The sequence below is a fragment of the Paenibacillus sp. BR1-192 genome (assembly GCF_029542445.1).
GTDB classification, from domain to species: domain Bacteria; phylum Bacillota; class Bacilli; order Paenibacillales; family Paenibacillaceae; genus Paenibacillus_AQ; species Paenibacillus_AQ lautus_A.
The window spans coordinates 5528532-5541269 of the sequence record NZ_CP120718.1 but is presented as its reverse complement, the minus strand read 5'-3'; the positions used below and the strand labels follow the sequence as shown (position 1 = coordinate 5541269).

Annotated in this window: 13 protein-coding genes; 10 read left to right on the top strand and 3 right to left on the bottom strand. The window is 53.7% G+C overall.

What is annotated here, in order from left to right; all coding sequences use genetic code 11:
* Positions 1 to 44: 44 nt before the first annotated feature.
* The 3 genes from P0X86_RS24955 to P0X86_RS24945 all read left to right on the top strand — a co-directional run bounded on the left by P0X86_RS24955 (position 45) and on the right by P0X86_RS24945 (position 2336).
* Complete coding sequence (locus tag P0X86_RS24955; RefSeq protein ID WP_009595776.1) at positions 45 to 392, top strand: YlbF/YmcA family competence regulator; 348 nt, start codon at positions 45 to 47, stop codon at positions 390 to 392.
* 141 nt (positions 393 to 533) lie between these two features.
* Positions 534 to 821: a hypothetical protein gene (locus P0X86_RS24950; protein WP_015736991.1), complete on the top strand. Its 288-nt coding sequence runs from the start codon at positions 534 to 536 to the stop codon at positions 819 to 821.
* A gap of 180 nt (positions 822 to 1001) precedes the next feature.
* On the top strand, positions 1002 to 2336 hold the full coding sequence (locus tag P0X86_RS24945) for a DRTGG domain-containing protein (RefSeq protein ID WP_036659800.1): 1335 nt from the start codon (positions 1002 to 1004) through the stop codon (positions 2334 to 2336).
* A gap of 85 nt (positions 2337 to 2421) precedes the next feature.
* On the opposite strand, the gene P0X86_RS24940 is transcribed toward P0X86_RS24945, so the two are convergent.
* The 3 genes from P0X86_RS24940 to P0X86_RS24930 form a co-directional block, all read right to left on the bottom strand.
* Positions 2422 to 2733, bottom strand: a complete 312-nt coding sequence (locus tag P0X86_RS24940; RefSeq protein WP_009595071.1) for a YtpI family protein — start codon at positions 2731 to 2733, stop codon at positions 2422 to 2424.
* A 148-nt stretch (positions 2734 to 2881) separates the two neighbouring features.
* The gene (locus P0X86_RS24935; RefSeq protein ID WP_009595061.1) at positions 2882 to 3385 is read right to left on the bottom strand and encodes a sporulation membrane protein YtrI; all 504 of its coding nucleotides are present in this window, start codon (positions 3383 to 3385) and stop codon (positions 2882 to 2884) included.
* Positions 3386 to 3388: 3 nt separating this feature from the next.
* On the bottom strand, positions 3389 to 3715 hold the full coding sequence (locus tag P0X86_RS24930) for a YtrH family sporulation protein (protein ID WP_009595060.1): 327 nt from the start codon (positions 3713 to 3715) through the stop codon (positions 3389 to 3391).
* A 178-nt stretch (positions 3716 to 3893) separates the two neighbouring features.
* Here P0X86_RS24930 and P0X86_RS24925 point away from each other — a divergent pair, with 178 nt between their 5' ends.
* The 7 genes from P0X86_RS24925 (at position 3894) to P0X86_RS24895 (ending at position 12736) form a co-directional block, all read left to right on the top strand.
* Positions 3894 to 7619, top strand: a complete 3726-nt coding sequence (locus tag P0X86_RS24925; protein ID WP_277746730.1) for a DNA polymerase III subunit alpha — start codon at positions 3894 to 3896, stop codon at positions 7617 to 7619.
* A gap of 145 nt (positions 7620 to 7764) precedes the next feature.
* Positions 7765 to 8259, top strand: a complete 495-nt coding sequence (locus tag P0X86_RS24920) for a phosphatidylglycerophosphatase A family protein (RefSeq protein WP_036659792.1) — start codon at positions 7765 to 7767, stop codon at positions 8257 to 8259.
* 156 nt (positions 8260 to 8415) lie between these two features.
* Entirely contained in the window at positions 8416 to 8604 is a 189-nt protein-coding gene (locus tag P0X86_RS24915; RefSeq protein WP_006212044.1) for a hypothetical protein, read from the top strand.
* 92 nt (positions 8605 to 8696) lie between these two features.
* Entirely contained in the window at positions 8697 to 9590 is an 894-nt protein-coding gene (gene accD, locus P0X86_RS24910; RefSeq protein WP_009595062.1) for an acetyl-CoA carboxylase, carboxyltransferase subunit beta, read from the top strand.
* Positions 9590 to 10573, top strand: a complete 984-nt coding sequence (locus P0X86_RS24905) for an acetyl-CoA carboxylase carboxyltransferase subunit alpha (RefSeq protein WP_096776314.1) — start codon at positions 9590 to 9592, stop codon at positions 10571 to 10573. The genes accD and P0X86_RS24905 overlap by 1 nt, the downstream gene beginning before the upstream one ends.
* A gap of 119 nt (positions 10574 to 10692) precedes the next feature.
* Positions 10693 to 12120 carry a pyruvate kinase gene (gene pyk, locus P0X86_RS24900; protein WP_009595064.1) on the top strand — a complete coding sequence of 476 codons (1428 nt, stop codon included), beginning with the start codon at positions 10693 to 10695 and terminating at the stop codon, positions 12118 to 12120.
* A gap of 106 nt (positions 12121 to 12226) precedes the next feature.
* Positions 12227 to 12736: an acyl-CoA thioesterase gene (locus P0X86_RS24895; protein WP_036659790.1), complete on the top strand. Its 510-nt coding sequence runs from the start codon at positions 12227 to 12229 to the stop codon at positions 12734 to 12736.
* Positions 12737 to 12738: the final 2 nt, after the last annotated feature.

Genomic DNA, 12738 nt, shown 5'->3' with positions numbered 1-12738 from the left:
CGAACAAAACGGCTTCTTAGCCGAATATAGGGGAGGAACCAAGAATGAACATTTATGACAAAGCGCATGATTTGGCAAAAGCAATGAAGGAGAGCCAGGAGGTAGAAGAGATTACATCCGCGATGAAACTCGTGGATGCGGATCCGGAGAGCAGACGCATGCTGGACGATTTCCGTCAGCGTCAGATGGAGCTTCAACAGCGCATGATGTCCGGAGACATGCCGGCCCAAGAGGAAATGGAGAAGATGGAGAAACAGTTCGAGGTGCTGAGCCTGAACCTGAACATCCGCCGTCTGTTTGACGCCGAGCGGCGTCTGAGCGTCATTATCGAAGACGTCAACAAGATTATATCGGACAGCCTGCAGCATCTGTACGGACCGGCCCAATCCTAAGCGGTCTCGTTTGTAACCATGGTGCGGCGGTTAACTTCGAAGACAATTCGAACAAATTTTTAAAAACTTGTCTCATAAATTGCGCAAGCTCCTCATAGAGTAGAAATATAGATTTCAGAGAGTAGAGGAGCTGCGTTTACAATGAAAAAAAAGAAGAACAAGTTTAAACACACCGCATATTTATTGGTTGCACTCGGCATGCTGATATACGCCCTTCCGAGCATTTCTTTCTCCGGCGGGTTCTCTTGGGTTTCGCTGTTCGGTGCTGTCTGGGCAGGCTTTGCCCTGCTCGTGATCGGTTCGCATCTCTATTATCTTATCGGAGTAGATGAGGCGAAGCAGAAAGCGCTGGACGCAATCCGCAAGGAGAAATTGAGCCAGTGGGAACTGAAATGGCCTGAGGAACAGAAGAGCCAGGAAGCCAATTAAGTGCCGGATCACAGCGAGAGCTGCGATAAACAAAAACCTCCCTTGAAGCCGATGCGGCTGGATTATCCATCCGCCATCCTTGAGGGGAGGTTTTTTTTGGATTTGACGGGTATGGGAGCGTCAGCGGACGTGATATAATAGATACAGTATAGTACAGATAGTGTTATGGGGGTGTAACAGTTGGACGTTCGGGATGATACGATTACAAAACACGAGCAGTTGGTTCAGTATATTGAAAGTTTGAAGGTGGGAAGCAAAATATCGGTGCGGCGGCTGGCCAAGGAGATGGGCGTCAGCGAGGGTACCGCTTACCGGGCGGTGAAGGAAGCGGAAAGCCTAGGCATCGTTGTCACGAAGGAACGGATCGGTACGGTTCGCGTGGAACGGAAGCCGCGGAACATATCCGAGCAGCTTACGTTTGCCGATGTCGTTGAGATCGTGGAAGGACATGTGCTTGGCGGTGCCGAAGGGCTGAATAAAAGCCTGCACAAGTATGTGATCGGCGCGATGAAGGTGGAAGCCATGATCCGCTATATCGACGCCGGAAGCCTCATGATTGTCGGTAACCGCGAAGATGCCCATTCCCTGGCGTTAGAGCAGGGGGCAGGCGTGCTGATTACCGGCGGTTTCGGCACGAGCCGGGAAGTGAAGCTGCTGGCGGATCAGCTGGATCTGCCTATCATCTCGTCCCGACATGACACGTTTACGGTCGCCTCCATGATCAACCGTGCCATTTTCGACCGTTTAATTAAGAAGAAAATTATGCTGGTGGAGGATATCGCCCATGATAAGCCCAAGAATCACCAGTTGAAAAACTCCGTCACCGTTCAGGAATTCAAACGGATTTCGCAGGAGACAGGGGAAAACCGGTACCCCGTCACGGACGAATGGAACCGGGTCATCGGCATTGTCGGGGTTCGCGACGTGGAAGGGCTGGCCGAAACCCAGCCGATCGAGAAAGCGATGACCCGCAATCCGGTGACGGCCAGCATGAAGACCTCCCTTGCGTCAGCCGCGCAGATCATGATGTGGGAAGGGATCGATTTTCTGCCGATCGTAGATCGGAACCGCAAGCTGCTTGCCACCGTCACCCGGAAAGAGGTGCTTGGCGCACTGCGGGATGCGCGAAACCAGCCTCAGCTCGGCGAGACGTTCGATCAGCTGATCTGGAACGGGATAGCGGAGGATCGGGATGAGGAAGGGCGATTGTTCTTCCACGGCTTTATCACGCCCCAGATGGCCTCGGAACTCGGAACGATTTCACAAGGGGTGCTCACCACCGTTATGAGCCAGGCGGCCGTGAAGGCCGCCAAGGATATCAGCGGCTGGGATCATGTCCTCGATCATCTGTCTACGTATTTCATCCGGCCTGTGCAGATCGAGGATCCGATTGTCATTATGCCGAAATTGCTGGAGCTCAGCCGGCGTACCTGCAAGATGGAGATTGAAATCCAGCATCAGACGAGCCTGATTGCCAAAGCGGTCATGACGATGCAGGCGATCGATCACGGCTAACGGGAAACTCTCCCGACTAATAAAAAAAGGGCACCCCGCTGGTCTTGTAGACCATGCGGGATGCCTTTTTTCAACTTAGCTTCATTCAGCCGGCCGTCCGCGAATTCTTCAGTCTGCTGTAATAGGTGCGGCTTCGAATGCCGGCAAATATATTGAACGCGCCAAGCACCAAAAACGCTGCTTCTACAATGACAGCGGGCGTGGAGCCGCTGAACAGGAACATGCACACCAGCGAAAGGGAAACCAGCATAATGCCCATGCAGAGGTTCATCATGGACATATGGATTCCGCGGTCGACCGGATCCGCTACTCGCCGTGCGCGAATGCTATACAGCGCGGCAGCTACGACGGACAGGACAAGGATAATGTACAGGATATAGTGGATGACGGTTATCATGGAATGGAAGGCTCCTTTATATTCGGTAACATGCTCGCGATGTGGCTGAAAGTGTATGTTCATGTGCTGCTTCGTGATCAAAAGATGACTTTTTGAACAACCTCTAAAAGCATGTTAGATTCGATCATTTACAATAGTATGTATTGTATCATGATCCCGTTGACTTTGCATCCAGATGATCGACGCCGACCCAGATTTGCAGCACGCCTTCCATGACGAGCATGGTCTTGATCTGGACCTTGTAATCTTTTTCCCGGACCGTATAGATTTTGTCGCTGAGGAGCGAACGGGTCAGCTTGCTGTCCGTATCGATATCAAACACGTTGCGGCCGCGAAGGGCAGCCAGATCGTCGCTCATAAGCCTGACGAGCTCTTTGATGATGACGGGATCAAGAGGCTCCCTGTCGTTTTGTTCGCTGCGGATCTTGATTTCCTTGATGACCGTGGATTGTTTATTGTATTTTTTTAACGAATCGATATCTTTTTCATACTGCGTTATTTTGAGCTGCTGTTCCTGATTCGTTTCCCATAATTTATTGTAGGCTGCATGATAAACCGAATTGTAGAGGATGCTGCCGACGACCATCCCCAGCACGAAGATGGATGCGACCTGATAGAAGGGGCGGAATCGGTGGGCCGGAGGTACGCGCATGGATCAGCTCCGGCTGGAGCACACCCATTTGACCAGCTCGCTGCCCATATGTGCTCCAAGAAATGCAAAACCCAGATATAAAACCTGCTTGATGGCAGGGGACAGATTGCCGACTACCATGTTGCTTTCAATGACCCGCATCGGATCAATGGTGCCTCCGATGGCGGCGGCAAGCGCCCATATCTTAATCCGGTCGGCCACTTCTATCATGGTCAGGGTCGGGGGCTGCAGGGACAGCACGGCGCCCACGCCTCCCACCATGGCCCCCCCCAGCACGATGCCGAAGGCTATAAAAAAATCCAGGATCGCTTTGGATAAAAAAACGCTCATGCCCTCATGTCTCCTTTCTTCTCTCGGTGGATGTCAAGGCAACCGCCTGTCCACGTATTCCCTAGTTTCATTCTATGGGCGGGCCTAGCGGGATTATGATAAAATGGTATAAAGACTTTTTAAGATATTTCTGAATTGATTTTAAATATACATGTACCGGCGAAAGGAAGGCGTTACGATGAGCTCTTTCGTGCATTTGCACGTGCATAGTGAATACAGTTTGCTCGATGGAGCGGCACGTATCGGTGACCTGGTGCGGGAAGCGGCGGCGCTTGGCATGAAATCGCTGGCGCTGACGGATCATGGCGTGATGTATGGTGCCGTTCCGTTCTATAAAGCCTGCCTGGCGCAGGGCATCAAACCGATTATCGGCTGCGAGGCCTATATCACGGCAGGCTCCCGCAAGGAGCGGGGAAGCCGCAAGGACCAGCCGATCTATCATTTGATTTTGCTTGCCAAGAATGAGACCGGCTATCGCAATTTAATGAAGCTGTGCTCGATCGGGCATTTGGAGGGGTATCATTACAGACCCCGAATCGACATGGAGGCGCTGGCCGCCCATCATGAAGGCATCATATGCCTCAGCGCCTGCTTGGGAGGCGAGGTTCCCCAGCATCTGCTTCATGGACGCGAAGCGGAAGCGAAAGCTGCCGCGCTTCGTTATCAGGCGATTTTTGGAGAAGACTACTATCTGGAGCTGCAGGATCACGGAATTCCGGAGCAGAAGCGCGTGAATCCCCAGCTGATTCAGCTAAGTCGCGAGACCGGCATTCCGCTGGTCGCGACCAACGATGTGCATTATCTGACCGAGAGCGATGCCGAGGTTCAGGACGTCCTGATCTGCATCGGCACGGGAAAGACGGTCGAAGATGAAGACAGGCTGCAGATCCAGACGAATCAGCTTTATTTGAAGAGCGGCAGCGACATGGAGCGTCTGTATCCCCATGTGCCTGAAGCTATAACGAATACGGCTAAGATTGCGGACCAGTGCCATTTGGAGCTGGAGTTCGGCAAATCCATCTTGCCGGAATACAGCTCGCTTCCCGAAGGGAAGAATGCTGCGGAATATCTGCGGGATCTCTGCCTGAGCGGATTGCGGGAACGCTACGAAGAAACGGAACGGTGGCAGGATGAAGTGCAACGCAGCGAGCTGGAGCAGCGCCTTGATTATGAGCTCGGCGTTATCGAGAGCATGGGCTTCAGCGATTATTTCCTGATCGTATGGGATTTCATCGCCTATGCCCACCAGAAAGGCATCGCGGTCGGACCCGGAAGGGGTTCCTCGGCAGGAAGCCTAGTGGCTTATACCCTGCAGATTACCAATGTGGATCCGATGAAATACAAGCTGTTGTTTGAGCGCTTCCTGAATCCGGAACGGATCACGATGCCGGATATCGATATCGATTTCAGCGATGAGCGCCGGGACGAGGTCATCGATTACGTGGTGGACAAATACGGGAAAGAGCATGTGGCCCAGATCATTACGTTCGGTACGATGGCCGCAAGGGCAGCCGTCCGCGACGTCGGGCGTGCGCTGAATGTGCCGTTCGGGGATGTGGACAAGGCGGCCAAGCTGATCCCTAACCACCTGGGCATCAGCATTGAAAGAGCGATGGAGCAAAGCCCGCAGCTGAAGGAGCAGTACGAAACAAAGCCGAAGGTACGCGAGCTGATCGACATGGCGATGAAGGTCGAGGGCATGCCGCGCCATGCATCGACGCATGCGGCCGGCATCGTCATTTCCAGGGAGCCCTTGACGGATGCGGTGCCGCTGCAGGAAGGCAGCGAGAAGACGGCGCTGACGCAGTATTCCATGGAGAATTTGGAGAGCGTGGGGCTCCTCAAGATGGATTTTTTGGGCCTGCGGACGCTGTCGATCATTGAGCGTACGCTGAAATGGATTCAAGAATTGACCGGCAGTAAGCTTGATTTCGAACAAGTGCCGGATGACGACCAAGCGACTTACGAAATGCTGGGCCGAGGGGAGACCGCGGGCGTATTTCAGCTCGAATCCGCCGGGATACGGCGGGTGCTGAAGGATCTGAAACCTTCGGTGTTTGAGGATATCGTATCGGTGAATGCCCTGTACCGCCCGGGTCCCATGGAATTTATTCCGAAGTTCATTCAGGCCAAGCACGGCCGGATCGAGCCGGAGTACCCCCATCCGGACCTGATCCCGATTCTGGGCGATACGTACGGCATTATCGTTTACCAGGAGCAGATTATGCAGATCGCTTCGACAATGGCGGGCTTCTCGCTCGGGGAAGCGGATCTGCTGCGCAGAGCGGTATCGAAGAAGAAACGCGAGGTGCTGGACCGCGAGCGCAGCCACTTCGTTTCAGGGAGCCTGAAGCTGGGCTATACCGAGGATGAGGCCAACCGTGTGTACGACATGATCGTCCGGTTTGCCAACTACGGATTCCCGCGCGCGCATGCTGCCGCTTACGGCGTGCTGGCCTTCCAGACGGCTTATCTTAAGGCGCACTATCCGGTTCCGTTCATGGCTTCCATGCTGACAGCCGTCATGGGCAGCCATCGGAAGGTAGCCGAATACGTGCTGGAGGCGCGGCGCATCGATATCGAGGTCATGCCGCCGGACGTCAACGAAAGCGGGACGTATTTTACGCCGGTCATGAGCCGTTCTGCTGCCGAGGGCAGCGATAAACAGGCCGATTCTCCGGCCGGCGGCGGGATCCGATTCGGGCTTGCCGCCATCAAGAACGTCGGCACGCAAGCGGTGGAGAATATCGTCGAGATCCGGCGCGATAAGCCGTTTGAAAGCCTGCTTGATTTCTGCCGCCGCGTCGACCTCCGCGTATGCAACAAGCGTGTGATCGAGTCCCTGATCCAGGCGGGCGCCTTCGATTCCTTGCAGGGGCACCGCTCCCAGCTGGTCGCCATGCTGGACGAAACGGTGGAAGCGGCCGTGAAGTGGAGAAAGGAGCGGGATGATCTTCAGATTCAGCTCTTCGACTTCGTGGAAACCGCGAATTGGGACATTGAATATCCGGACATCCCGCCTTATACCGCAAGTCAGCAGCTCGAATTCGAACGCGAGCTGCTGGGCATGTATTTGTCCGGTCATCCGCTGGACGGCTTTGAAGAGACGCTGACGGAGTCCGGAGCGGATCGGCTCATGGATCTGCATGAAGCGGAGGATGAGTCGATGGCTACGGTTGCCGGCATGGTGGTCTCGCTGAAGACCATTACGACGAAACAGGGAAAAGCGATGGCCTTCATGGAGTGCGAGGATCAAATCGAGCGCTGCGAGGTCGTTCTCTTTCCGGAAGTGTGGAAGCGCAGCGCGCATCTGATTGAAAAAGGCGCCCTGCTCGCGATCCGGGCGAAGGTCCAGCTGCAGGACGAAGGCTTCAAGCTGCTGGCCGAAGAAATCGCTCCGCTTGAAGCGCAGACCCTGGGCCAGCTCGTTCGGCGGGGCAAGGTCCGGGGAACGCAGGGCGGCAGAGGCAGGGCCGAGGGAGCAGGCCGGAGCGCCGCGTCGGGCGCAACCGGCAAGCAGGCGGCTTCGGCCGGCGAACCAAAGGCCGTTCTGAATGCAGCGCAGCCGCTTGCCGCCACGAAAGGCCAAGACCTGCCTCCGCTCGGAAAGGAAGTTTCGGGCATGAACCGAACGTCCGGGAAGGAATCTCGAGCAGGCGCATCGAATCCTAAAGCAGAGCAGCGCGTGTTTGTGAAAATAACGGCCGATGCGGAGCGATCGGAGATGCTGGTCAAGCTGAAAGAGCTTCTGCAGCGGCATCCGGGGCCTGTCGCAACGGTGTTGTTTTATGAACGAAGCCAGAAGGTGCTTGCGCTCAGCGATGCCTATCGGATCGAGCCTTCGCAAGAGCTCATTGCCGAAATGGAGAGCATGCTGGGCAAAGACACCGTTAAAGTGAAGTGACATGAAAATTTAAGAACGTTTCCCATCCCTCCCGCATACAATTAGGACACTACAGGAATGTTGGCCGAGTATTCGCCTGAAGAAAGCACTTCACGGCGATGACCGTAGTGACAGAGCAACGGCCAAAGACGCGGGGGGATTTGTGGTGTCAATCGACTTGGCAGAGAGCATGCTCAGCCGCAGAGGAGTCAGCGTAAACTCCATCGCGGATATTGTGTTGAAGCTTCAACAGCGCTACCATCCGACGCTAACCATCGAGCAGTGCGAGGAAAGCGTGCGGGCCGTGCTCGGGAAGCGCGAAGTGCAGTATACCCTGTATACGGGCATTGCGCTGGATGAGCTGGCGGAGAAGAAACTGCTGCCGGAGCCGCTGCAATCAATTATGGAGCAGGACGAACCGTTGTACGGTGTGGATGAGACCATGGCGCTCGGTGTCACGAGCATATACGGCATGATTGGACTGACGAGCTTCGGCTACCTGGATAAAGAAAAAATTGGCGTGATTGAGATATTAAATGAAAAAACGGACGGGATTCATGTGTTTCTGGATGATCTCGTTGCAGGCATTGCCGCCGCCGCTTCCTCGCGAATCGCGCATAACAATCCCGATGCGGCCCATTATACCGCGGGATCTGACTGATTTGCGCGAGTGTTGTCGAATCGCTGCATAAGGGTAAGGATTTGGCTTTCAGCCCCCTGCTCTCTTTGTTGAGGTAAAAACTGAAGTATGTTATCATTATCCATTATATCGGCTCAGGATATGCCTGTGGGACGAGATTAGGGGGATCTGAAAGGCATGTGGACGGTTATCTATATTGCGCCAACTGCAAAGGTGGCGGAAATGATCAAGACCAGGCTAACGGAAGAAGGGTTTTTGGTTCAAAGCCGTCCTGTGAATCTTTCCAAACAGCAGTTTGAGATTTTGGTACCCTCCGGAGAGCTTGAGGAAGTACAGGAAGTGTTGAATTCGATATTGCACCCCTAGTTTCATCTGGGTTACATAGCGAAGCTTAGCGTACGGATCGGCGATGTGCTATTGCGGCGGCCATTCAAATTTACGGCTGGAGAGGTGTAGTTGTGTTTAAAGACTTGTTTCAGAAAAAAAGAAAATACGCAACGATCCCATCGGAACGACTTGGGACGGCAGGGCAGCCTCAGGAAGGCGAACGCCCGAAACGGGAAATTCCGGAAGGTCTGATGAATAAGTGTGCCAAGTGCGGCACCATTCAATACAGCAAAGAGCTTGAGAAGAATCTGAAGGTGTGTCAGGAGTGCGGGCATCATATGCGCCTGAACGCGGTTGAGCGGATTGCCATGACGCTGGATGAGACAGGCTTTGAAGAGTTTGACGCGGAGATGATCTCGGTGGACCCGCTCAAGTTTCCGGGATATGCGGCCAAGCTGGAGCAGCAGAAGATGAAATCCGGACTGCATGATGCGGTGATTACCGGCCAAGGCTCCATTCTGGGCCAGCCCGTTGTGGTGGCCGTGATGAGTTTTGACTTCTTCACGGGAAGCATGGGCTCCGTCGTTGGGGAAAAAATCACCCGTGCGATCGAGTTTGCGACGGACAAGCGTTTACCGCTCATTATTTTCTCCACTTCCGGCGGCGCCCGGATGCAGGAGAGCATTCTCAGTTTGATGCAGATGGCCAAAACAAGCGCGGCCCTGTCCAGGTTCAATGAACTCGGCGGGCTCTACATTTCAGTGATCACGGATCCGACGACCGGCGGCGTGTCCGCCAGCTTCGCGACGCTTGGCGATATCAACATCGCCGAGCCGGGAGCCGTATTCGGCTTTGCGGGCCGTATCGTTATTGAACAGACCATTCGCCAGAAGCTGCCGGACGATTTCCAGACAGCGGAGTTCAATTTGGCGCATGGTCAGCTTGACATGGTTATTCATCGGAAAGATATGCGCTCCATGCTTGGTAAGCTGCTGGAGATGCATACCGTGAAAGGGGGATTCTGATGTCAGGCGAATTGCCTTTTGAAATGCCACTTGCCGAAATGCGCAAGAAGATAGATGAACTGAAACAATTCGGACAGGAAAAAGGGATTGATTTCACGGATGAAATCGCCCGCCTGGAAGAACGATATAGTCGTTTGGAGGAAGAAATTTATTCCTCGATTTCGCCTTCCCAGAAAATGCATCTGGCCCGTCATCAGCAGCGGCCGACGTCGCTTGATCTGATCCAGCTGATCTTTACGGATTTCATCGAGCTGCATGGAGACCGTCTCTACGGGGACGACCTTGCCGTCGTCGGCGGCTTGGCCAAACTTGACGGCGTTCCGGTCACGGTGGTCGGCCAGCAGCGCGGCAAAGACACGAAGGACAACATCGCCCGTTTCTTCGGAAGTCCGCATCCGGAAGGCTTCCGAAAAGCCCTGCGGCTTATGCAGCAGGCGAACAAGTTCAAGCGTCCCATTATCACGTTTATTGATACAAAAGGCGCATATCCGGGTAATACAGCAGAAGAAAGAGGTCAGTCCGAGGCGATCGCTCGCAATTTGCGGGATATGTCGTCTCTTGGGGTGCCTGTTGTTTGTGTGGTCATCGGCGAAGGTGGAAGCGGCGGTGCTCTTGCGATGGCTGTAGGCAATCGCGTGCTGATGCTGGAGCACGCCATCTATTCCGCCATCTCGCCGAACGGCGCGGCATCCATTCTATGGAAGGATGCGTCCAAGGCGGACCAGGCCGCGGAAGCGATGAAGATCACCGCCAAGGACCTGCTTGAAATGGAAGTCATCGAGGAGATCATTCCTGAGCCTAAGGGCGGTGCGCACCGTAACTACGAGGAGACGGCCGCTGCCATTCGGAGCGCCCTGATCAGCCAGCTGAAGGAGCTGTCCGTGATGGATGCCTGCGAGCTGAAGGAAGACCGGTACCGCAAATTCCGCAAGATCGGCGAATTCGACTTTGCGAAGGCGGAACCGGAAGACGTTATCCTCTAAAAGTCTGATGAGTATGTGACGATATGACAAAGTTCCTATACAAATGAGACTTTTTGTAGTAGATTTAGTTGTTGGAAAAAGAGATATAGAGAACCCTTTAATAAACGGAGGAAACCCAAATGCGCAAAACAAAAATTGTATGTACCATCGGTCCTTCCAGTGAATCGTTGGAAAACACCAAGAAGCTCATTATGGCCGGCATGAACGTGGCTCGTCTGAACTTCTCCCACGGCGACTTCGAGGAGCATGGCAACCGGATCAAGAACATCCGCCAAGCTTGCGAAGAGTTGAACAAAACGGTAGCGATCCTGCTTGATACCAAAGGACCGGAGATCCGTACAGGCAAACTTGAAGTGGAACCGATTGAGCTTGTACAAGATGAATATATCACCCTTACTACCGAGGAAATCCTTGGTGATAAGAATCGTTTGTCCATTACTTATAAAGAGTTGCCTCAAGACGTTCAAGTCGGATCGACGATCCTGATCGACGACGGTCTGATCGGTCTGACCGTGGTGGAGATTCAAGGCACCGAAATCAGATGCCGCATCGTTAATGGCGGAACCATTAAGAGCAAAAAAGGTGTTAACGTGCCGGGAGTCGCGATTTCCCTCCCAGGTATTACGGAAAAAGACGCCAACGATATCATTTTCGGGATCGAGCAGGGCATCGATTTTATTGCCGCTTCCTTCGTTCGTAAAGCAAGTGACGTGCTGGAAATTCGCGAATTGCTGAAGAAGCACAATGGCGAGCACATCCAAATCATCTCCAAAATCGAGAACCAGCAGGGCGTTGACAATCTGGATGAAATCCTGGAAGTATCCGACGGCTTGATGGTAGCCCGTGGCGACCTCGGCGTTGAAATTCCGGCTGAGGAAGTTCCGTTGGTTCAAAAACGCATGATCGAAAAATGTAACCTGGCCGGCAAACCGGTCATTACGGCTACGCAAATGCTGGATTCCATGCAGCGCAACCCGCGTCCTACCCGTGCGGAAGCAAGTGACGTTGCCAATGCGATTTTCGACGGAACCGATGCCATCATGCTCTCCGGCGAAACGGCTGCAGGTAAATACCCGGTGGAATCCGTATTGACGATGTCCCGCATCGCGGAAAAAGCGGAATCCGCACTGAACTATCGTGAATTGTTCTTGAAGCAGCGCATTGCACAAGAAACCAGCGTAACCGAAGCGATCAGCCAATCGGTTGCGATTTCGGCACTCGACCTGAATGCCAAAGCGATCATTTCGTCTACCGAATCTGGTCAAACAGCTCGCATGGTATCCAAATACCGTCCACAGGCTCCTATCGTCGCCGTAACGACCCAAGAAAGAACGCTGAGACGTTTGGCACTGACTTGGGGCGTAACGCCGGTTAAAGGCGAGCAGGCTTCTTCTACGGACGAGATGTTTGATTATGCGCTGCAAGGCGGCGTGAAATCCGGACTCGTGAAAGAAGGCGACCTTGTTGTGATTACGGCGGGCGTGCCGCTGGGGCGTTCCGGTTCCACGAACCTGCTGAAAGTGGACCAAATTCCACAGCAGAAGTAGATTCATCATCAAGAATCCGCTGGATTCTGAATATAGCTGCATATAAGCAATGGACGACGTTTCTTGTCGGCCATTGCTTTTTGCATACATGAGGGGGAAGAAGACGTTGGCTAGTCCATCCGTACCGACGCGAAGCCGCTGGTTCTGGACATCCTTTCGGGTGCGTTACCAGGAAAGCGATCAAATGGGTGTCGTGTATCATGCGAACTATTTAAACTGGTTTGAGATCGGGCGTACCGAAATGATCCGTGAAATGGGATTTACGTATCGGGGAATGGAAGAAGAAGGCGTCCTGCTCCCTGTAGTGGATCTAGACATCAAGTACCGCCGGCCGGCGCGATATGATGATCTCGTGACAATATTTACAAGAATGACTGCTTTCTCCCCGCTGCGAATACACTATGAATACGAGGTCCGTCTGCTGAGTGAGCAGGAGCAGGCGGATTTGGGAGCGAGGGGTTGGCATACCGAGTCCGAGCTCCCCGGTGCCTTGTTAACGGCAGGAGCGACCCGGCATGTATGGCTGAACCGGGAGTGGAAGCCGGCCCGACTGGATAAATGCGCGCCAAAGCTGTATGATGCATTGAAGGATACCCTTTTGGGGAGGAAGGAGTAGCT

Excerpts from the sequence above, each read along its gene's own strand:
- P0X86_RS24955 (WP_009595776.1), top strand. The coding sequence starts at position 45 with ATGAACATTTATGACAAAGCGCATGATTTGGCAAAAGCAATGAAGGAG.
- P0X86_RS24950 (WP_015736991.1), top strand. The coding sequence starts at position 534 with ATGAAAAAAAAGAAGAACAAGTTTAAACACACCGCATATTTATTGGTT.
- P0X86_RS24940 (WP_009595071.1), bottom strand. The coding sequence starts at position 2,733 with ATGATAACCGTCATCCACTATATCCTGTACATTATCCTTGTCCTGTCC.
- P0X86_RS24935 (WP_009595061.1), bottom strand. The coding sequence starts at position 3,385 with ATGCGCGTACCTCCGGCCCACCGATTCCGCCCCTTCTATCAGGTCGCA.
- P0X86_RS24930 (WP_009595060.1), bottom strand. The coding sequence starts at position 3,715 with ATGAGCGTTTTTTTATCCAAAGCGATCCTGGATTTTTTTATAGCCTTC.
- P0X86_RS24925 (WP_277746730.1), top strand. The coding sequence starts at position 3,894 with ATGAGCTCTTTCGTGCATTTGCACGTGCATAGTGAATACAGTTTGCTC.
- P0X86_RS24915 (WP_006212044.1), top strand. The coding sequence starts at position 8,416 with ATGTGGACGGTTATCTATATTGCGCCAACTGCAAAGGTGGCGGAAATG.
- P0X86_RS24905 (WP_096776314.1), top strand. The coding sequence starts at position 9,590 with ATGTCAGGCGAATTGCCTTTTGAAATGCCACTTGCCGAAATGCGCAAG.
- pyk (WP_009595064.1), top strand. The coding sequence starts at position 10,693 with ATGCGCAAAACAAAAATTGTATGTACCATCGGTCCTTCCAGTGAATCG.